This is a genomic window from Natronospirillum operosum, from assembly GCF_004768465.1.
GTDB classification, from domain to species: domain Bacteria; phylum Pseudomonadota; class Gammaproteobacteria; order Pseudomonadales; family Natronospirillaceae; genus Natronospirillum; species Natronospirillum operosum.
On record NZ_SRMF01000004.1, the window covers coordinates 152,579 to 169,749 of the forward strand.

The window sequence follows — 17,171 nt, forward strand, 5'->3', positions numbered from 1 at the left end:
CGAGGCGTCTGGTGCGGCGGGGACCCAGTCCTCGCCGTCATCCAGACCACTGGAGGCAAGCATGAATCGGCTGGTCCACGAGTTTCGCGAACTGGCGCAGGACCACCTGCAGTTGGCCACGCTGGAAGCGCGTCTTTCGGTGATCACATTGCTCAGGATGGCGGTGGTGTCCATGGCAACGGCGCTTGTGCTTGCCAGCGCCTGGGGGGCGCTGGTTGGTGCGGCAGCGCTGTGGCTTATCGGCATGGGTCTGGCGCCGGTATGGGCCATGCTGTTGCTGGCCGGAGCCAACCTGTTGCTGGCTGTTCTGGGTTGGCTGTGGATCAGGCGCATGAGTCGTTGGCTTGGCTGGCCCGCCACCCAGCGGGCGCTCAAGACATCTGACAGCCCTGACAAAGGCAAGCGAGGTGCAGAGTGATTTTTCTCCGCAGTTTTGATGGTCGGGCCGCGTCCCTGCGGGCACAGATCCTTGTCGTGGAGCACAGAATCAGGCGTCGTCGCGGTCATATTGATGGCGCCGTTGGTGGTATTACTGACAACCTCAGAAGGCAGATTATTTCACCGGCTGCCGTTATCACGGCAGGCGTGCTTGGTGTGGCCCTTCACCGCAGAGAATGGCTAAGCGGCAGTCGCGTGCTGGCTATCTCCCAGGCAGTAAATGCCGGCTTGAAGCTCCTGATGACAACTACCACCAAGCAGGAAAAATCTTGATCATTCACAATGCGGCCGCCGATACCCGTGCTATGGCTTCGATCTCGATCAGCAGATCCGGAGAGGCCAGGGACGCAACGCCAACACCGGTCAGTGCTGGGCGCGCCCGGCCCAGATACTTCACCAGAATTGGCACCACAGCCTCCATGTGGTCACTCAGCTCGCCTCTGACATAAACACGCAGTTGCAGCAGGTCATCGACGGACGAGCTCGCCTCTCCCAGTACCGTCAGCAGGTTTTTCGATGCCGCTTCGGTCTGTTCTTCGATGCTTTCATGCACCACTCCGAAGTCGGTGTTCCAGTCCACCTGGCCCGAGACAAAAACGAGTCCGTTGAGCGTGTCGACCCGGGCGTGGGACAGGCCGGAAGCTGCGCCGTCATACAAGGCAGCAGGATTGATGTTGCGGATACTCATGGTAATAACTCTATTCAATGCAAGACCGGCGCAATACTAGACTGCTGGGTGCACATCCCGCTATGGAACCTGGCTTGTGCTCAATACAAGCCTGGCTAGGGTTGGTCAATGAAGCGGTCTTTTACCTGATCAAGCAACCATGCCATGAACGAGTCGCTGGCGGTGCTGGGATGATAGGCCACCACCACCTCGTAGCCGGGTGGATGCTTCTCCAGCGGGATCTCGTGCAGGCCGTCGCACGGCAGCAGGCGAGAGGGCATGAACGCCACCATACGCGAGTGCTTCAGACAGACTTGCGTCATGAAGAACGATGGCGCCGAGACCGCCACCCGCCGTTTCAGCCCCTGGCGCTCGAACCAGGCATCCGCCGATCCCTGGAAACTGCCTGTCCCGGGCGACGTGATGACAAAGTCCTGTTCAGCCAGCTGTGCTGTCGACAGCGGTTCGTCCCGAGCCAATGTCTGGTCCGCAGAAACGCAGCTATAGCGTTCGGTGAAGAGCGGGTCGGACACCAGCCCTTCCGGTACATAGCCAGTGGAGGTGAAGGCCAGGTCGATTTCGCCCCGGCTCATGCGCGTGAGCAATTCGGCGCTTTCGATATGGGTGATAATGATCCTGACGCCGGGTGCAGCCTCTTTCAGTACCTCCAGCAGGGGCGCCACGATGACCTCCTGAGCATAGTCCGTAGCGGATATCACCAGCGTTCTATCCAGTTGGCCCAGGTCGAGGGATGCCGGCCGCGGGATGGCGTTCAAGTGCTCCAGCACCTGGTGGACGTGCGGTTGGATGGAGCGGGCATAGGGCGTGGGGACCATCCCGTGCCCAGAGCGGACGAACAATGGGTCGCCGAGAATCTCCCGCAGTCGTTTCAACTGGAGACTGGTGGCCTGCTGGGAGACGCAGAGATGTTCGGCTGCCACTGAAAGGTTGCCGAACTGATACAGGGCAGACAGCGTTCTGAGGTGGTGTATTTCCAGCTTGTCTATCAAAAAGCGTTCCCCTGCCAACTGCCTGCTTCGATTATCAGAAATATATCAGATCCCGTCCGTAATCTGGCTCTGAACGCAGGGTGGTGTCCCGTAAAGGGGTGAACAAACTCTGTGTGAGTGCTGCCTGGCAGCAGAATCAGCAGAAGGAGCAGGGAAATGAAAGCCATAACAACTCTATCGATACTGATTGCACTCGTACTGGCAGGATGCAACTCGTCCTCCGGGAGCGGAACGGCCAGTATGGACCCCAATGGTCACTGGGAAATGAGCTTGACGTTCGAGCCGCAGCAGCCCGGTGATGCCCCCGACGTCTTCACTACCAACATGGTGATCGCACCCGACAATCACTTTGTATGGAGTGGAGAAAATGGTGTGTTCATGAGTTTTGATAACAACTCGGTAACTGTTGCGGGCGGTCGTCTCGGGTTGAAGGGTTCCATCTGTGTTGCGGACTATGAAGATACCTTCTGTGCGGACGCTGAAGCCGATCTGAAGATAGAGAACAACAACCGGGCTGAAGGTTCGTTCTCTGCAGCATTGCCCGGCCTGGAAATCGAGAAGATGACGCTGGTCAGGGATGATGCTACCCATGTCGATACACCATTCAATAGTCTGGTCGGCATCTGGTCGGACATTGATGATGCCAACTCCACCTTTGAAATTCAGGCTGATGGCACCCTTGCCAATGGCAATATTATTGCTTCTGTGACCGGTGTTTACAGCCAGGTTGCATTTTCCAACATGACCGGAGATGTGGAAAAACTGGAACGGAACCTGTTCGGCCTGTCGATTCAGTTGCTGGATCCACAGGATGATCCGGTAGCGTCCATTGCCGGCTATGGCTATCTGGACAGTGACGAACAACTGGTTCTGGGTCTGGGTGGCACTGACAGCCACAACCAGAACGCTGTGCTGCAGGCAACATTCGAGAAGCACTGATGCCCGGGAATTTTGCCGCAGTCAAAAGGGGGCTGGCTCCATTGCGTTGCCTGTTTCTGGTGATGCTGCTGGGTCTGCCCCTGTCGGCAGCGGCAGACCCTGACGCGCAGAACGCCCTGGCCATGGCGGGTTTGTACGCCTGCGCGGCAACGATCAGTTCGTTGGGTTGTCCCTTCTTGTGCCAGTCGGGATAGGCTTTTTCTGAAACCTTACCGGTCCAACTTGGTTTCCCCGGCCACGCTTTCCAGTTCGCCCTCATTGACGCCGAGCAGTTGCAGGATATTGCTCTGGGCGGCACTCAATATGTGCTGGCGCTCCTGTTCCAGCTCGCCGGGCAGGCTCTTGGCAATGGCCACAGCGCCCACCAGCGAGGCGAGAATGGCGCGGGATTTCTCGGCAATGAGTTCGCGGTCCGGCTCGAAGGGCAGTCGCTTCAGGCGGCTCAGGGCAACAAGTCGGGTTTCCAGCATCTTCCTGAGACGCGAGTATGAGGCTTCGAACAAGGCGCGGATCTCGGTGTTCTCGTTGCCAATCTCATTGAACAGGACTGTTTCCGGCCCCGGCTGCCGCTTGCGTTCAAGCGCCTGCAGGTTCCAGCAGTTGGCCACCAGGTCCGTCAGGTGCTGCATGGACAAGGGCCCCTTGACCAGCCTGGCCGCACGGCTGCCCTCCAGCGTTTCTCTTACCGAGGCATGGTAGAGCGCCTCCTTGGAGGCGAAGTGGGCATAGAAGGCGCCGTGGGTCATCTTGGCCAGCTTCATGATCTGCCCAATGGACACCTTCTCGAAACCCTGGCGGCTGAACAGTTCGATGGCCGACTGCAGAATGCGCTTGCGCGATGTGACCTTGTGGTGCGTCGAGTAGGGCATGGCGAGCTTACTCTCCCCCGCAGAATATTATCTTGATCATATCAAGGCCGGTGCTAGCTTGGCACAACTTCAGGCCATCAAGGAATCTACCATGGAATCACCTATCGTCATCACCGGCATGGGCATGATCAGCCCCCTTGGCTGCGGCGTCAAGGCAAGCTGGGACCGCTTGCTGGACTGTCAATCCGGCATTTCGCCGATCACCCGCTTCGAAACCGATGAGCTGCCGATCAGGGTCGCGGGCGCGGTGCCCGACCTGGCCGCCGACCCCGAAGCAGGCTTTGACCCGGAACGCGTGGCTGACGCCAAGGAGCGGCGCAAGATGGATCTGTTCAGCCTGTACGCCATGGCTGCCGCCGAGGAAGCGTTGACTCAGGCCGCCTGGATGCCGTCGGGCGATACCGAGAAAATGGCCACGGCCACCGTTATCGGTACCGGGATAGGCGGCTTTCCTACCATCACGCAAGCACAGAATACCCTGGTGACGCGAGGCCACCGGCGGCTGTCTCCGTTCACGGTGCCCGCGTTTCTGGCCAACCTGGCGGCGGGCAATGTGTCTATTCGCTATGGCTTTCGGGGGCCTGTGGGTTGTCCGGTAACGGCCTGTGCCGCCGGGCTGCAGGCCATAGGCGATGGCATGCGCCTGATCCGCAGTGGCGAAGCCGATGTGGCGCTGGTGGGCGGCGCCGAGTCATGTATTGATTCGCTTGCGCTGGCCAGTTTCCATGCCATGAAGGCGCTGTCCACCGAGCAGGATGATCCCGCCGGTGCATCACGCCCCTTCGACCAGACCCGCAGCGGCTTCGTGATGGGGGAGGGCGCCGGACTGCTGGTTATCGAAACTCTGGCCCACGCCGAAGCACGTGGGGCGACCCCCCTGGCCATTCTCAGTGGTTATGGAACCAGTGCAGACGCCCACCACATTGCCGCCGGCCCGGAAGACGGCTCCGGTGCCGCCACAGCCATTCGGCTGGCGCTCCGCATGGCGGGCCTTTCTCCACAGGCCATTGACCACATCAATGCGCACGCCACCTCGACACCGGTAGGAGACCGGGCCGAGATCGCAGCCCTGCGCAACGCCTTTGGTGAAGCTCTGGCCGGTATTCCGATTTCTGCCAACAAGGCGGCGATTGGCCACCTGCTCGGTGCATCGGGCGGCGTCGAGAGCATCTTCTCTGCACTGTCCGCCATGCACGACCGGCTGCCACCCACGCTTAATCTGAACCAGGCCGATGACGACATGGAGGACCTCGACTTTGTGACCGGCGCGGCCCGCGACCAGGCCACACAGCATGTGCTGTGCAACGGGTTTGGTTTCGGCGGAGTGAATGCGGCCCTGATCGTCAGTAAGGTGTAGCCACTTGTTTCAGGCCTCTGCCTCATGGCAGACCGCTTCTATATTGTGTCCGTCCGGGCCAATGACAAAGGCGGCATAGTAGGTGGCGTGATAGTTCGGACGCAGTCCGGGCGCGCCATTATCCTTGCCGCCGGCCTCCAGGGCCGCGCGATAGAAAGCATCGACCTGTTGGCGAGTCTCCGCAACGAACGCAATGTGGAGCGGTGCAGGTGTCTCCGTGGCCTGGTACAGGCACAGTGATGCATCGTTACTGCCGCACAGCTCGATGCCGTAAGACGGATCGCCTTCGGCACCGGCCTCGACACCCAGCGGCTCGAGCGCCTGCAGGAAGAAGGCCTTGCTTTCCGCATAGTTACTGGCTCCAAACTTGAGATGATCAATCATGTTCTCTCCTGTGGCATGGGTTGGTGGTGCCCCCGGGATTTCAACCCGCTACTCTGCCCGAAGAGCAATAATTATCAAGCAATACACCGGCAGATCGTTATTGTGGGCTGGCGAGATAACTCAGGGAGGTCAAATGAATACTGTCCAAAGAGCCTTGTGGTATATCGAACACCACAGTCAGGAATCACTGACGCTCAACAGTATTGCTTCAGCCTGCAACGTGTCGCCCTTTTACCTGACACGTGCTTTCTCTGCACTGTTCGGGCAGACACCCGTGCGCTATATGCGCCGGCGTCGGCTCTCCGAGGCTGCGCGACAGTTGGCAGACGGCGCACCGGATATTCTCGCCCTGGCGCTGGAGCATGGCTACAACTCCCACGAGGCTTTCTCCCGCGCTTTCAAGGAAACCTTTGCCCTGACTCCAGAGCAGGTTCGCTCTCAGGGCCATACTGATAACCTGATACTGACGGAGGCAATCTCTATGTCTATTGGAACCCATATTCAACTTGATGCACCACGCCGGGAATCACTCAAGTCCTTGCACCTGGCAGGACTGGTTTCGCGTTTCCACTGTGATGCCAAAGCAGGCATCCCCCAGCAATGGCAACGTTTCCAGCCGTTACTGTCGGCCCTTTCCTCGCACAGTGGCGATGCAGCGTATGGTGCCTGTTTCAATTTCGATGATGAAGGCAGTTTCGACTATATGACCGGCGTTGAAGTGCCAGCACAGGCATCACTGCCCAGTGGCGTGGTGAGGACTACGCTGCCCGAGCAAGACTATGCGGTGTTTGCCTACAGCGGCCATATTGCCGACATAACCTCGGTCATGGCCGCCATCTGGAACCATGGGCTCACCGACCATGGCCTGGAGCCCAGCCATGGTCCAACCCTGGAAAAATACGGCCCGGACTTTGATCCGAACACCGGACAGGGCGGCTTTGAAGTCTGGATCGCGGTACGTTGATGGCGTGCAGGCCCGGTGTCGTGAGAATTACCGGCTTTGCATTACAGACCACCGGAAGGATCAATGAAACTGCCGGTTACAAATGACGACTTGTCCGTAGCCAGCCAGAGTATGGCTTCAGCGATTTCTTCCGGCTGGCCCCCGCGCTGCATGGGGATCTTCGACTGCAAGCGGTCTACCCGGTTCGATTCACCACCGGACGCATGCATCTCGGTGTGGATCAGGCCCGGTCGTACCGCATTGACCCGAATGCCCTGTGCGGCCACTTCCAGGGCCAGCCCCCGGGTCAGGGTGTCGATAGCGCCCTTGGAAGCGGCGTAGTCGACGTACTCGTTGGGTGAACCGCTTCTTGCTGCAACCGATGACACGTTGACGATGGCGCCGCCTGTGCCTCCGTTATCTGTCGACATGCGTTTGATGGCTTCTTTCGAGCACAGGAAACAGCCCATGACATTGGTTTTGAGCACCTGCAGGAAGCGTTCTTCGGAAATGTCTTCCAGGCGGCATTGCGTCATCAGTATGCCGGCGTTGTTGACCAGCACGGATAATCGCCCCAGTTCAGCGTCCACGGTGCTGAACAGCCTGGCGACATCATCCGCTGACGACACATCGGCCTGCACCACCATGGCGTGCCCGCCGTCTGCAATGATCTGATCCCTGACGGATTTGGCCGCCCCGGCATCCGAGACATAATTGATGCAGACGGAGAACCCGTTACGGGCCAGCAGCTTTGCGGTTGAGGCACCAATGCCTCGACTCGAACCTGTGACGATAGCGACCTGATTGGTATCCATGCGTTCTCCTGCACCTTGTTGCTTTACGACAGAGCCCGAAGCATTCGGGGCACCATCTTGAACGGAACCGCCCCGGCGGTAACCTGATTGACGGCTCCGGTCAGGTACATGTCCAGCTCCGGGGCGTGGAACAGCCAGATGCCATCGCCGGAGGCCACCGACATGATGGCGGAGTGGATATCCTTGCGTGCAATCAGCTCGTCGAGCAGAGCGTCCAGGCTCTGTGTCATGTTCATGCTCTCGTGCTACAGGAGGGCTCCAGTATGATTATTTCAGCCGCTCAAGTCGCCCCTTGCGGCGGGCAAGATTCCTGTAGTCCCACTGGATCTCCTGTGCCTTCTCGAGCCAGCGCTGCAGGTCCGAAGTTCTTATTTCCGAAGCGTGGTTGAAGAACACCGAGGCATCCTTGAATTTCTTGCCCAGTACATTCAATTCGTCTTCATCAAAATCTGCGCCGCTCCAGAACATCAACCGTATGCCCGGCTTCTGTTTGCTGTATCCGACCGTTGGATTGCCATCCAGAAACCAGACCGGGTGTCGGTGCCAGATCTTGCTTTCAGCCTCCGGCAGGCCTTTGTCGATTGCGCGGGCCAGCAGGTCGCAGACGGCCCTGTGATCAGGCTCCTGCTGCTGGTTGTAGTTCACGATGTCGGGATGCATCACTGTTCCCCCTGCGCAGACTCCTGATCGGGCTCGACTGGAATATCAAAGTGCAGGACGTTTTCACGAACCCCGAGCTTGTCGTAGAGCGCGATGGCGGGTTCATCTTCAACGCCGGTATCAGCCTGCACGAAAATGACATAGGCGCCTCGTTCTGAAGCCATCACTTTCAGCCTCTCGATCAAGGCCGTCGCAATACCCTGCCGCCGGTAGTTGGTTGCAACGGCCAGGTCGTAGATGTAGATCTCACTGCGTTCCTGCTCGAACTTCTTCAACTCGTAGGCCGCAAGACCACCAATAACCTCATTGTTGTCCAGCGCCGCCAGTGCAATGAAGGTTTCACCGCCGAGCAGGCGTTGCAGGTAGTCCGCACTCGGGCGTCTGCCGGTATAGGTTTCCATGTCATCGAAAACCTCTCCGAACATCGCCAGCAGGGCATTCATCAGCTCTGTATCAGCGGGTGCAAGGTGATGGATTGTTACCGACATTATGGCCTCCTCTTCGAATGCCCGGCCCCACGAATGGGCGCTCGTCGACCGTCAATTATCGACTTCTTTGGCCAGATATTCAAAGAACGCCTTTGTGGCGTCATCGGCGGGAAAGTAACTCTCGATCATCAGTTCCTGCAAACCGGCATCCAGTGCCGTACCGAAGCTGGTGAGCGTCGAGAAGATGCTCAGTGGCTGGCCGTGCACATTCAGGTTGGCGGTGAGCATGGGGCCCTCCCAGCTTTGTGGAGTCGGTGTTTGCCAATGCTCGGGTGGGTCCAGGGACAGCAGATGGTTCATCAGGCCCGCGAGTTTGGGGCTGGGTTGGGTTTGCAGTTGCAGCTTCAGGCGGCGTAGCAGCAGGGCGGCAACGTCCGGCCAGTTGGTGATGAAGGGCCGCAGCCCGTCCGGTTCGAACAGGACGACCATCATGTTGAGTTGTGTGTCAGATTGGTGTGCCGGGAGCAGGGCGCTAATCAACTGTTGCATGGACCTGTTGGCCATCTGCAGATCCCAGTGCTGGTTCAGCACCACGGCTGGGTAAGGGGCATGATGTTCCAGCATGATGGTCAGGGCCTGGCGCACGGATGCCATGGCGGTCTCTTCAAGAGGGATATCGGAATAGACGGCAGCATAACCACAGGCCGTGAGCAGGTGATTGGTGTCGCGATGGCTCAGGTTCATCACGGCCGAGAGTCTCAGCAGAACGTCGCGGCTGGGTTGTGTGCGGCCGGTTTCAATAAAGCTGATATGGCGTGCCGACACATCGGCCTGCAGGCTCAGCTCGAGCTGCGACAGGCGCCTGGCACGACGGAATTGCGACAGGATGTGGCCGGCAGATCCCATGACGATTGTTCCTGTGCAGTGAAGATTTTCTCATTCTGCCGCAATCCGGGTAGGTGGTGCCATTACCTCTCAGGTAATTGAGTGGCAACGGGCTTCGGCGCAATCTGACAGGCCTCAACCCAAACGCGAGGATCATGACATGAAAATCCCAGGTATTTCTGCAACCCTGATGACCAATATTCTGCTTTCTGGCCTGTCCGGCATTCTGTTGCTGGCTTTTCCTGGCCTGATCAGTGACGTAATGGGCGGTGTGCCTGCCTGGCTGCTGCAAGGCGTCGGTGTCGGCCTGCTGCTGTTCGCGGCGGGCGTTTATGGTGTGCGCCGTGCATTGCCGGACGCCCGTAGCGGTGTGGCCTGGGTACTGGCCTTCGATGTTGCCTGGATTGTGGCGACACCGGTGGTAATGGTGGTATTCGCCAGCCAGCTCAGTCTGTGGGGGCACATTCTGCTCGCGGACGTGGCGCTGATCGTGACCGCCTTCGCGCTGCTGGAGTGGCGCTGGCTGAAAGCGCCCGAAGTGGAAGCCGCAACAGGCTGATACTCCTGCGCCTGATCAAAAGCCAGAAGAGGGCACACACTCATCGAGCGGTAAAGGCGGTCATCCAAGCTTGCTATGGGAGAGACCGAGTCCGGACATAGCGAGCGCTTTCCGCAATGACATCCTCTATTGGAGGGCGAGGCATCTGCTGTTCAGCCAGAAAGCGGTCCGTTATCGTGGTGTCGAAGCGCGTTGTCTGAATGAAGTGCAGAGTCTCAGGCATGGTGTTTAAAACTTTTGGCAGCCCAGGGATGCGCAGCAGCAGGGCCAGGGCCGGTATTGGAATATGGCGTGTTGGTGCGCGGCGGTTCAATGCATTGGCGGCTATGGCTAACGTACCTTGCAGGTTTGGTGTTTCAGGATCCAGTGCAAGTAGTCGTGACGGCACAGAGTCCGCAGTCGCCGCCTTCGCAATCAGCCCGGCCAAGTGGTCCACAGCCACCAGCGGCAGCCAGTGAGACGGGCTGCCTGGCACCATGGAAAGGCGCCCGTTGGCAAGGTTGGTCATGAGTGTGTAGAGGGGTTGGCTTGCATCCAGCTCACCGTTTTTACTATGCCCTGTGACGGTGCCCGGTTGCACTTCCACTAACTCCGTACCTGATTTCCTGGCAAAAGCTCGGAGGCGGAAAGTCGCCTCCAGTTTGCTCGCCTCATAAGCGCCAGTGCAACGGTATACCTGGTCCCAGTCAGTGTGTTGCGGGTCATCCTGGCTTATGCCCAGCCGCCTCAGATGCTCTTGATTCTCAAGCATGAACCCGCTGGTGAACACCAGCCGAACACGATGCCGGTGAGCCAGTTCTGCCACGGCGAGAGAGCCTGCCACATTGGTGCGCTTGGCAGCATCCTGATTCAATTGCCAGGCAAAGCGGGCGCCCAGATGGATGATGCCGCCGATTTCCGGCAATTCATCGACTATGCCCAGGTCTGGTTGATCCAGATCCCCCTTCAGTGCATGAATAAAATGAGCTCTGCCGCCAAGTGCGTTGACGTGTTCACGCAATTCGGATAACTGTCGGTCCGGTTCGCGCAGCATCGCCAGAACCCGCTGTCTGCCGCGGGTTAACTGGGCGCACAAGTGGCGGCCGACAAAGCCGGTTGCTCCGGTAATCAATAAAGCCATCTCTCTTCTCCTCTTTTGCAACAATGAAGACAAGCGAATAGCCTAAGGTGTAGAGTTAACTCTAAGGTCAATACCTTTGAAACCGGAGAGGCATGTCGCCATGAGAATTGCTGAATTGGAGTATCGAACCGGTATAAATCGCCATACCTTGCGCTACTACGAGAAAATCGGCCTGCTGAAAGAAGTCGACCGAACCAGCAATAATTACCGGGACTACCCGGAGAAGGCAGTGGAGAGGATGAACATGGTGCGGTGGTTCAAGGATCTGGGTTTCTCGATCCGGGAAATCAGCGCTGTGCTTGATGCTTTGCGCAGCGACAGCATTGATTGTGAGCAGGGTGCGTTGCTTATGGCAGAAAAGAAAGCTGCTGTGGATCACAAGATCACCGAGTTGACGCGCGTCAGTGTCATGCTGGGCAAGGAACAGCGCCGACTCGCAGCTAGCGCGGAGGCGGCTCGTCAAACCGGTCAGTGCGAAGCATGAACGATGTTTGCGGGGCTACTGTCTGGCGCTCTGACAGCTCACAATGGCCGGCGATTGGTGGATCAGGACATCGTTGTCGATGGCCTTGACCATGAACAACGCGAAATCGATACGGCGCGTGCGGTTACTGGCGAGAATCGGATCACCCACATGTTTCGCCCAGACGGGCAGGCCCTCGCTTTCGCCTTCTTCAAGATCACTGCCGCGCACCACAGTCCATTTGCGCTGGCTCTGAAAAATCAGGTTGGTGGCCCGCACCTGGTCCTCGATGTCGACCAGTCTCAGCCAGCGCGCCAGGGGGCTTGCAATGGCAACAAGGGCCTTGAGCTTCCAACTGTACTGGTCCTGGCCATCCTGGCTGATGTGCCAGCCACAGGAAAAGATCAACCGCGCGTCCGGCGGTGACTGCTCCAGCACGGCCCGTGCCGTGCCCAGTGAATAACCATGCACGCCCCAGGGCACCAGCACGGTCAGCACGGCAACACAGCCTTCGGTGGCCTGGCGGATGACGTCAGTGTCGTCCGTTGCTCCACCAAACAGAGTGATGCGGTCTTTGAAACGGTCAAGCTTGTGGCGGCTTTTCTCCCGACAGACACCGACCACCTGATAGCCTTCATTGAGGGCAAGCTCGACCATGTATTGTCCCAGCTTGCCCGAGGCACCGACGATACAGATCTGTTTGGCTTCCATGGTTTTGCTCCGACTGATTAACCTTGTTGATCATAATCTGTTTTTAAGTCCCGGATAATTGCGTAATCTGGTCTATCAGGTATACGAATTTGCATGGCTTAGTGGCATGGACTGGAGCGCAATCAAGTTTGACTGGAATCGGGCACGCGCCTTTCTGGTGACGGCCGAACAGGGCTCCTTCTCGGCGGGCGCACGGGCATTGGGCCTGACCCAACCCACGCTGGGGCGCCAGGTGGCCGCTCTGGAGCGGGAGTTGGGCGTGACCCTGTTCGAGCGGGTAGGGCAGGGGCTGGTGCTGACAGAATCAGGTCGCGCCATGGTGCACCATGTACGCGCCATGGGAGACGCCGCCACCCAACTGTCGATGGCTGCCTCCGGGCAGGCCAGTGCTCTGGAGGGAACGGTGAGCATCACGACCAGCGAGCTGGAAGCGGTGTTTCTGCTGCCGCCGGTGCTGGTGCAGTTGCGGCAGCAGTATCCCGGCATTCATCTGGATATTCAGGTGACGCATGAGGTGGCCAATCTGACTCGGCGAGAAGCGGATATAGCGCTGCGCAGCTTTCGGCCCAGCCAGCCGGACCTGATAGCGCGCAAGCTGTATGACGATCCGGTCTGGCTCTATGGCACGCCGGAATACCTGGCGCCTTTTGGCAACCCGACCTCCATCGAGGAACTGAATTCAATTCAGCTGATTGGCTTTGACCGGGAGCACCAGCTTCTCTCGGTACTGGGTGACAAAGGCTGGCCGCTGGACACCGGCAACATTCGGCTCACTACTCTCTCGTTGTCATTGCAGTGGGAACTGGTGAAACGCCATCAGGGTCTGGCCTTTATTCCACAGACGGTAGGCGATCGGGAGCCGCTGTTCAGACGGGCTTTCGAGCAGTTTGGCCCGCCGCTGGTGTTGCCGCTCTGGCTGGTCTGCCATCGCGAACTGCATACCAGCCAGCGGATACGTGTGGTGTTTGATGCCATTGCGGAGGCGCTGTCTGCCAAAGACAATGCGCCCGCACGAAGTGTTTGATTGCTATCGGGCCACGAACATTGTTGGGCGGGCATGCCTATTGTGAGTCGGGCGCCTCGGACATTCTCACCATCTCATTGGCCATGACGGCCCTTCCGTTGTACGACGTTTCAAACTCCCGGCTCACCGAGAAGCCGTATTTCCGGTAAAGGGCGATGGCGGGGGCATTGCTTTTTGCGACGTACAGTCTGGCAGGTGAATCGACTTCGGTGAGCAGGTATTCGAACATTGTGCTGCCAATGCCCTGACCGCGATGCCTTGGATGTACAAACAGAGATTCAATATCGTTCTGGCAGACCGCTCCGTAACCCGTTATGCCATCGGCCTCCCACACAAAGATCCTGGATGCCAGCAACGACTGCAGCCTTTTCTCGTCCTTCTCCAACGGCAGCAGCTCGAACTTTTTCGGCTCGAAACGCAGTTCATCCAACTTCGACTGCGCATAGATCGCCATGATCTCTTCGAAATCGGAGGGTCGGTAGTCTCGTATCATCATTTCAGCCCCCGCTTCGCAGTCTGCCAGGCCTGGCGTGCGGGCTTGCCCATACCGGTGGGCAGGCGTACACGGTCAGCACCCAGATACTGCATGAACTGGCGCGCTGCGTGCGTCAGGGCCTCGGGCAGGCCGTCCGGCAACTGCTTCGGGTTGATGTCCGCTTCCCAGTGCCAGGCCAGAATGGTCAGTTCGCCATTCTGGCAGCGGCCATCAAAGCGCGCCACAAAACGGTCACCCCACTGCACCGGCAGTACATAATAGCCCCAGCGCCGCTCCCTGACCGGCTTGTACACCTCCCACACATAATCGAACCCGAACAGGCGGGCCACGGCTGTGCGGTCCCACATCAGCGGGTCCAGCGGGGCCAGAAAGCGTACCGAGGCATCTGCGGCAGCGGCTGCCTCCGACGACTGGTCCAGCAACTCCAGCGCCGCGGGTGTCGCCCAGTAGCGGTCACCGTCAATGTCGACTTCCGCCAGTTCACCGGCACGGATGGCCTCGGCAGCGACCTCATCACGCTGCTTGCGATTGCAGGGCAGCAGCCAGACGGCCGCATCGGCTTTGGGGCGCAGCAGACCCACCGCCTGCACCCGGCGCAGAATCAGGTGCCGCAGAGCCTCGGACTCTGTGCCCGGCGTTGCCTTGACGGCCTCGGGAAACACTCGCTCCGGCAGGTCATAGGCATGGCGCCCGGCCACTCTGTGCCGAGTGACAAGCCGCCCGGAATCCCACAGGGCTTTCAGCAGATGGCGCGAGCGCTTGGGGCCGTACCAGGTACCGCGCAGGCCGGGGTCCGACTGCTGATCCCCCAGTTCCAGGCTGGTAGCCGGCCCCCGGTCTGCGACTTCTTTCAGCAGAGCCTGTGCCTCGTCGCCATCCACATCCACACCCTGCGCCCGCCAGCGCTGCGCAAACCAGCCATGGAAAGGCGCCTGGGCCCACCAGGCGTCGGGCTGAAACAGACTGGCCTGCTTGTCCCAGCCATCCAGAAGCAGGCGATCGCGATAGGCCGCCTGCTGCCAGTCATCAACGCGATACCCCGGGACCCGCGCCTGCAGCACCAGATCCGGGTTGTTGCCCATGGGGGACAGCGGGTCATATTGAATGGTCCCAAGGCGCTGGATGATGTCCGGCAGAGCCGCCTGCCGGAACTGATACCGAGTCAGCAGACGGCGAGCTGTGGCAGGGTCAAGCGGCTTGGGCATGATCAATTCCTTCTGGTTGCGGCGTCTGAACAGAATGTTGGCTCAGGGTACAGCAGGGCATGGTAGCCCAACAGAATCCTGTGGTCTCTGTACCTGTGACAACAATCTGGATCAAATCGTGTTGCTTAAAAACGGGACGTCCGGTATGTTCTGGGTTCAGCATAGAAAGTAAAATAGAAAACAGCATGAAAGGACCACCGCATGCCCTCACCATTTGATCGCGATATTCGCATTCCCTCCGCCTTTCATGAGGTGCTGGGTCGAAACCAGAGCCTGGGCGGGCTTGCTTCGATCGCGCTGGTGACCGCTCTCGCCGGGTTGACCTGGGCCTTGACGGCCCTGCCAGAGGTCTCTGATCTGGCCCTCTGGCGACAGCTGCTGGCGGCCCTGTTGATGCTCGATATTGCCGCTGGTGCCGTGGCCAATTTCACGTCGGGTACGAGCCGTTTCTACTCTGAACGGCCGGCTTGGCGCTGGGGGTTCATCGCGCTCCATGTGCACCTGCCCGTTGTCGGCCTGTTGCTGGGCCTCCCCATTGCACCCCTGCTGTTGGTCTGGGTCTATACCGTGGCGGGGGCGTGTCTGGTTAACCTTTGTTTTGCCCGGCCCTGGCAGCCGGTAGTCGCCGGTGCACTGCTGTGCATTGGCCTGCTGGGTGTGCCGCTGTTGTCGCTGGCGCCCTGGCTGACGGCGCTGTCACTGCTGTTCATGACCAAGGTGCTGTATGCGTTTGCGGTCAACCACTATGGGAATACCTATGAAAACCAGTCGCTATGAACTGCTGCTGATCGCTTTTCGATTGTTTCTGAAGAAGGGCTATGAACAGACCAGCATGCGCAATCTGGTGGCCGCCAGCGGACTGTCGAAAGGGGCATTTCACCATTACTTTCAGCGCAAGGGAGACCTGCTGGATGCCTGTATCGAGCATTTTTTCAGTCGTTTTCTGCCCCATGTCGAAGACGCGTCGCACAGCCACTTTGCGGAACTGGTAGAGGACAGCGCCCAGCAATATCTCGCGCTGCTACGCGAACTGCATCGCCTCGATATCCCGCCGCCGGCCTACCAGCGCTTTGTCTGGTCACTGCTGCCAGACCATGCTGCAGAGTTCGAGCAACGCCAAGAACTCATCGCGAACCGTCTGGTTCAACTGGCTGAGCAGGACCTGGCCGACGGCATCTTGCAAACGCCCAACAGCGCCCAGTCACTGGCTCTGCAGGCCATGGCCATCATTGAGGGGTTGGGCATACTCGCCTCGGCAAGCCCGAACACTGCATTCAGCACCCTGGAGGCTCAGTTCAGGCAGGGGATCAGCGATTACCTGGCCAACCTGAGGTCATAGGCCAATGGCCAGGGAAATTGCACTCGCCAGTTCCGGCAGTTGCCGGCGCAGTTCAGAGAGAGACAGCGCCCTGGCACCCAGGCTCAGCGCATAGGGCTGACCGGCACCGCAGATCACCAGAGCAACCGGGTCTGCCTGTGCATGCAGCCAGAGTGCGCGGTCATTGTAATCGCCTTGCAGGCGTATCTGCTCGATGGGAATCAACGACAGGCCAGCCACCTCGATCCGGTTGCCCATGCGCAGCTGTGTCCGCTTCATGACCGCATCGCTCGTATGGCCCGGAAGGTGGTGGGGGACACCATGAATCGAATCATCACAGCCAGGTATTCCAAAGGCACCACACGAACACGGCCGCTGCTGGAGAAATCCAGCACCTCTTCCGAGAAATCCGGTTGAATATCGACCTGCGTCACGCCGGGTGCGTCCAGAATCACGCTGATCGGGCCAATGAGCGCCCAGGCCAGGCCTGTGTCTGCCGGGTCGCCCAGACCCAACCGTCCCCGTATATCGAGATGATGAATGTGAAGGCCGGCCAACAGGCGGCGCACCAGTTTCAGCAGGTGGCTGACAAAGCCTTCTACAGACAGCGCTGCCATTGGACTGGTGCGCGGTCGCTCGGCTCGGCGTTTTGGCTTGGGTGTGGGCTTGGCTTTGGCGGGTAGTTTTTCTGACTTGCTGGAGCCGTCAGGCTGGCACGGAAGCTTCACCCGGACCAGCCCGAACAACCACCTGAACTGACCCTGTGCCGACCGCTGATCGGCGTCCAGCCGGATCGCATAGGACAGCTCCACCGGCACCGCCAGCAAAAGCAGCAAACCTGCCAGACATCCCATCAGGACCCAGAGGGTAAGCATGGGTC

25 protein-coding genes are annotated in these 17,171 nt (G+C 59.1%); 10 read left to right on the forward strand and 15 right to left on the reverse strand.

Annotated elements, in window-relative coordinates:
• Positions 1–61: 61 nt before the first annotated feature.
• Positions 62–418, forward strand: coding sequence for a phage holin family protein (locus E4656_RS11925; RefSeq protein ID WP_167856045.1), 357 nt, complete (start codon positions 62–64; stop codon positions 416–418).
• Positions 415–711 (forward strand): hypothetical protein, encoded by a 297-nt coding sequence (locus tag E4656_RS11930; protein ID WP_135483501.1) that lies wholly within the window; start codon positions 415–417, stop codon positions 709–711. Before E4656_RS11925 ends, E4656_RS11930 begins: the two co-directional genes overlap by 4 nt.
• Positions 712–715: 4 nt before the next feature.
• Here E4656_RS11930 and E4656_RS11935 read toward each other — a convergent pair whose 3' ends face one another.
• Both E4656_RS11935 and E4656_RS11940 read right to left on the reverse strand, forming a co-directional pair.
• Positions 716–1,126: a RidA family protein gene (locus E4656_RS11935; protein ID WP_135483502.1), complete on the reverse strand. Its 411-nt coding sequence runs from the start codon at positions 1,124–1,126 to the stop codon at positions 716–718.
• 95 nt (positions 1,127–1,221) lie between these two features.
• Positions 1,222–2,115 carry a LysR family transcriptional regulator gene (locus E4656_RS11940; protein ID WP_135483503.1) on the reverse strand — a complete coding sequence of 298 codons (894 nt, stop codon included), beginning with the start codon at positions 2,113–2,115 and terminating at the stop codon, positions 1,222–1,224.
• Positions 2,116–2,271: 156 nt separating this feature from the next.
• Between E4656_RS11940 and E4656_RS11945 the strand changes: the two genes are divergently transcribed.
• The gene (locus E4656_RS11945) at positions 2,272–3,054 is read left to right on the forward strand and encodes a hypothetical protein (RefSeq protein WP_135483504.1); all 783 of its coding nucleotides are present in this window, start codon (positions 2,272–2,274) and stop codon (positions 3,052–3,054) included.
• A gap of 209 nt (positions 3,055–3,263) precedes the next feature.
• On the opposite strand, the gene E4656_RS11950 is transcribed toward E4656_RS11945, so the two are convergent.
• Entirely contained in the window at positions 3,264–3,923 is a 660-nt protein-coding gene (locus E4656_RS11950; protein WP_135483505.1) for a TetR/AcrR family transcriptional regulator, read from the reverse strand.
• Between the two features lie 91 nt (positions 3,924–4,014).
• Here E4656_RS11950 and fabF point away from each other — a divergent pair, with 91 nt between their 5' ends.
• Positions 4,015–5,280 (forward strand): beta-ketoacyl-ACP synthase II, encoded by a 1,266-nt coding sequence (gene fabF, locus E4656_RS11955; protein WP_135483506.1) that lies wholly within the window; start codon positions 4,015–4,017, stop codon positions 5,278–5,280.
• 9 nt (positions 5,281–5,289) lie between these two features.
• Here the strand turns inward: fabF and E4656_RS11960 are convergent, their stop codons facing one another.
• Positions 5,290–5,664 (reverse strand): VOC family protein, encoded by a 375-nt coding sequence (locus tag E4656_RS11960; RefSeq protein ID WP_135483507.1) that lies wholly within the window; start codon positions 5,662–5,664, stop codon positions 5,290–5,292.
• Between the two features lie 133 nt (positions 5,665–5,797).
• Between E4656_RS11960 and E4656_RS11965 the strand changes: the two genes are divergently transcribed.
• Entirely contained in the window at positions 5,798–6,628 is an 831-nt protein-coding gene (locus tag E4656_RS11965; RefSeq protein ID WP_135483508.1) for an AraC family transcriptional regulator, read from the forward strand.
• 41 nt (positions 6,629–6,669) lie between these two features.
• Here E4656_RS11965 and E4656_RS11970 read toward each other — a convergent pair whose 3' ends face one another.
• From E4656_RS11970 to E4656_RS11990, 5 genes are read right to left on the reverse strand one after another with little or no spacing between them, the layout of a single operon-like run.
• Positions 6,670–7,422 carry a glucose 1-dehydrogenase gene (locus E4656_RS11970; protein WP_135483509.1) on the reverse strand — a complete coding sequence of 251 codons (753 nt, stop codon included), beginning with the start codon at positions 7,420–7,422 and terminating at the stop codon, positions 6,670–6,672.
• Positions 7,423–7,445: 23 nt separating this feature from the next.
• Complete coding sequence (locus E4656_RS11975) at positions 7,446–7,652, reverse strand: hypothetical protein (protein ID WP_135483510.1); 207 nt, start codon at positions 7,650–7,652, stop codon at positions 7,446–7,448.
• 37 nt (positions 7,653–7,689) lie between these two features.
• The gene (locus tag E4656_RS11980; RefSeq protein ID WP_135483511.1) at positions 7,690–8,082 is read right to left on the reverse strand and encodes a DUF1801 domain-containing protein; all 393 of its coding nucleotides are present in this window, start codon (positions 8,080–8,082) and stop codon (positions 7,690–7,692) included.
• Entirely contained in the window at positions 8,082–8,570 is a 489-nt protein-coding gene (locus E4656_RS11985; RefSeq protein WP_135483512.1) for an AAC(3)-I family aminoglycoside N-acetyltransferase, read from the reverse strand. The genes E4656_RS11980 and E4656_RS11985 overlap by 1 nt, the downstream gene beginning before the upstream one ends.
• A 51-nt stretch (positions 8,571–8,621) precedes the next feature.
• A complete protein-coding gene (locus E4656_RS11990) occupies positions 8,622–9,416 on the reverse strand; it encodes a helix-turn-helix domain-containing protein (RefSeq protein WP_135483513.1) in 795 nt (264 codons plus the stop codon).
• A 139-nt stretch (positions 9,417–9,555) separates the two neighbouring features.
• Between E4656_RS11990 and E4656_RS11995 the strand changes: the two genes are divergently transcribed.
• Complete coding sequence (locus E4656_RS11995; RefSeq protein ID WP_135483514.1) at positions 9,556–9,954, forward strand: hypothetical protein; 399 nt, start codon at positions 9,556–9,558, stop codon at positions 9,952–9,954.
• A 73-nt stretch (positions 9,955–10,027) separates the two neighbouring features.
• Here E4656_RS11995 and E4656_RS12000 read toward each other — a convergent pair whose 3' ends face one another.
• Positions 10,028–11,074 carry an SDR family oxidoreductase gene (locus tag E4656_RS12000; RefSeq protein WP_135483515.1) on the reverse strand — a complete coding sequence of 349 codons (1,047 nt, stop codon included), beginning with the start codon at positions 11,072–11,074 and terminating at the stop codon, positions 10,028–10,030.
• Between the two features lie 100 nt (positions 11,075–11,174).
• Between E4656_RS12000 and E4656_RS12005 the strand changes: the two genes are divergently transcribed.
• Complete coding sequence (locus E4656_RS12005) at positions 11,175–11,558, forward strand: MerR family transcriptional regulator (protein ID WP_135483516.1); 384 nt, start codon at positions 11,175–11,177, stop codon at positions 11,556–11,558.
• Between the two features lie 15 nt (positions 11,559–11,573).
• Here E4656_RS12005 and E4656_RS12010 read toward each other — a convergent pair whose 3' ends face one another.
• Positions 11,574–12,248: an NAD(P)H-binding protein gene (locus E4656_RS12010; RefSeq protein WP_135483517.1), complete on the reverse strand. Its 675-nt coding sequence runs from the start codon at positions 12,246–12,248 to the stop codon at positions 11,574–11,576.
• A 106-nt stretch (positions 12,249–12,354) separates the two neighbouring features.
• Here E4656_RS12010 and E4656_RS12015 point away from each other — a divergent pair, with 106 nt between their 5' ends.
• Positions 12,355–13,272 carry a LysR family transcriptional regulator gene (locus E4656_RS12015; RefSeq protein ID WP_135483518.1) on the forward strand — a complete coding sequence of 306 codons (918 nt, stop codon included), beginning with the start codon at positions 12,355–12,357 and terminating at the stop codon, positions 13,270–13,272.
• A 37-nt stretch (positions 13,273–13,309) separates the two neighbouring features.
• On the opposite strand, the gene E4656_RS12020 is transcribed toward E4656_RS12015, so the two are convergent.
• Entirely contained in the window at positions 13,310–13,768 is a 459-nt protein-coding gene (locus tag E4656_RS12020) for a GNAT family N-acetyltransferase (RefSeq protein WP_135483519.1), read from the reverse strand.
• Positions 13,765–14,973 (reverse strand): DNA glycosylase AlkZ-like family protein, encoded by a 1,209-nt coding sequence (locus E4656_RS12025; protein WP_135483520.1) that lies wholly within the window; start codon positions 14,971–14,973, stop codon positions 13,765–13,767. The genes E4656_RS12020 and E4656_RS12025 overlap by 4 nt, the downstream gene beginning before the upstream one ends.
• A gap of 201 nt (positions 14,974–15,174) precedes the next feature.
• Between E4656_RS12025 and E4656_RS12030 the strand changes: the two genes are divergently transcribed.
• Entirely contained in the window at positions 15,175–15,750 is a 576-nt protein-coding gene (locus tag E4656_RS12030) for a hypothetical protein (protein WP_135483521.1), read from the forward strand.
• Positions 15,731–16,312, forward strand: coding sequence for a TetR/AcrR family transcriptional regulator (locus E4656_RS12035; protein ID WP_167856046.1), 582 nt, complete (start codon positions 15,731–15,733; stop codon positions 16,310–16,312). Before E4656_RS12030 ends, E4656_RS12035 begins: the two co-directional genes overlap by 20 nt.
• Here E4656_RS12035 and E4656_RS12040 read toward each other — a convergent pair.
• Complete coding sequence (locus E4656_RS12040) at positions 16,307–16,570, reverse strand: hypothetical protein (RefSeq protein ID WP_135483523.1); 264 nt, start codon at positions 16,568–16,570, stop codon at positions 16,307–16,309. The two genes, E4656_RS12035 and E4656_RS12040, sit on opposite strands and share 6 nt — an antisense overlap.
• Complete coding sequence (locus E4656_RS12045; protein WP_135483524.1) at positions 16,567–17,166, reverse strand: DUF2953 domain-containing protein; 600 nt, start codon at positions 17,164–17,166, stop codon at positions 16,567–16,569. Before E4656_RS12045 ends, E4656_RS12040 begins: the two co-directional genes overlap by 4 nt.
• Between the last annotated feature and the right edge of the window lie 5 nt (positions 17,167–17,171).

Bases quoted from the DNA above. Each gene is read 5' to 3' on its own strand.
- fabF (WP_135483506.1), top strand. From the start codon at position 4,015: ATGGAATCACCTATCGTCATCACCGGCATGGGCATGATCAGCCCCCTT.
- E4656_RS12005 (WP_135483516.1), top strand. From the start codon at position 11,175: ATGAGAATTGCTGAATTGGAGTATCGAACCGGTATAAATCGCCATACC.
- E4656_RS12040 (WP_135483523.1), bottom strand. From the start codon at position 16,570: ATGAAGCGGACACAGCTGCGCATGGGCAACCGGATCGAGGTGGCTGGC.
- E4656_RS12025 (WP_135483520.1), bottom strand. From the start codon at position 14,973: ATGCCCAAGCCGCTTGACCCTGCCACAGCTCGCCGTCTGCTGACTCGG.
- E4656_RS12045 (WP_135483524.1), bottom strand. From the start codon at position 17,166: ATGCTTACCCTCTGGGTCCTGATGGGATGTCTGGCAGGTTTGCTGCTT.
- E4656_RS11945 (WP_135483504.1), top strand. From the start codon at position 2,272: ATGAAAGCCATAACAACTCTATCGATACTGATTGCACTCGTACTGGCA.
- E4656_RS11935 (WP_135483502.1), bottom strand. From the start codon at position 1,126: ATGAGTATCCGCAACATCAATCCTGCTGCCTTGTATGACGGCGCAGCT.
- E4656_RS12020 (WP_135483519.1), bottom strand. From the start codon at position 13,768: ATGATGATACGAGACTACCGACCCTCCGATTTCGAAGAGATCATGGCG.
- E4656_RS11995 (WP_135483514.1), top strand. From the start codon at position 9,556: ATGAAAATCCCAGGTATTTCTGCAACCCTGATGACCAATATTCTGCTT.
- E4656_RS11990 (WP_135483513.1), bottom strand. From the start codon at position 9,416: ATGGGATCTGCCGGCCACATCCTGTCGCAATTCCGTCGTGCCAGGCGC.
- E4656_RS11960 (WP_135483507.1), bottom strand. From the start codon at position 5,664: ATGATTGATCATCTCAAGTTTGGAGCCAGTAACTATGCGGAAAGCAAG.
- E4656_RS12035 (WP_167856046.1), top strand. From the start codon at position 15,731: ATGAAAACCAGTCGCTATGAACTGCTGCTGATCGCTTTTCGATTGTTT.
- E4656_RS11975 (WP_135483510.1), bottom strand. From the start codon at position 7,652: ATGACACAGAGCCTGGACGCTCTGCTCGACGAGCTGATTGCACGCAAG.
- E4656_RS11965 (WP_135483508.1), top strand. From the start codon at position 5,798: ATGAATACTGTCCAAAGAGCCTTGTGGTATATCGAACACCACAGTCAG.
- E4656_RS11980 (WP_135483511.1), bottom strand. From the start codon at position 8,082: ATGCATCCCGACATCGTGAACTACAACCAGCAGCAGGAGCCTGATCAC.
- E4656_RS11985 (WP_135483512.1), bottom strand. From the start codon at position 8,570: ATGTCGGTAACAATCCATCACCTTGCACCCGCTGATACAGAGCTGATG.
- E4656_RS12030 (WP_135483521.1), top strand. From the start codon at position 15,175: ATGCCCTCACCATTTGATCGCGATATTCGCATTCCCTCCGCCTTTCAT.
- E4656_RS11925 (WP_167856045.1), top strand. From the start codon at position 62: ATGAATCGGCTGGTCCACGAGTTTCGCGAACTGGCGCAGGACCACCTG.
- E4656_RS12000 (WP_135483515.1), bottom strand. From the start codon at position 11,074: ATGGCTTTATTGATTACCGGAGCAACCGGCTTTGTCGGCCGCCACTTG.
- E4656_RS11950 (WP_135483505.1), bottom strand. From the start codon at position 3,923: ATGCCCTACTCGACGCACCACAAGGTCACATCGCGCAAGCGCATTCTG.
- E4656_RS12015 (WP_135483518.1), top strand. From the start codon at position 12,355: ATGGACTGGAGCGCAATCAAGTTTGACTGGAATCGGGCACGCGCCTTT.
- E4656_RS11970 (WP_135483509.1), bottom strand. From the start codon at position 7,422: ATGGATACCAATCAGGTCGCTATCGTCACAGGTTCGAGTCGAGGCATT.
- E4656_RS12010 (WP_135483517.1), bottom strand. From the start codon at position 12,248: ATGGAAGCCAAACAGATCTGTATCGTCGGTGCCTCGGGCAAGCTGGGA.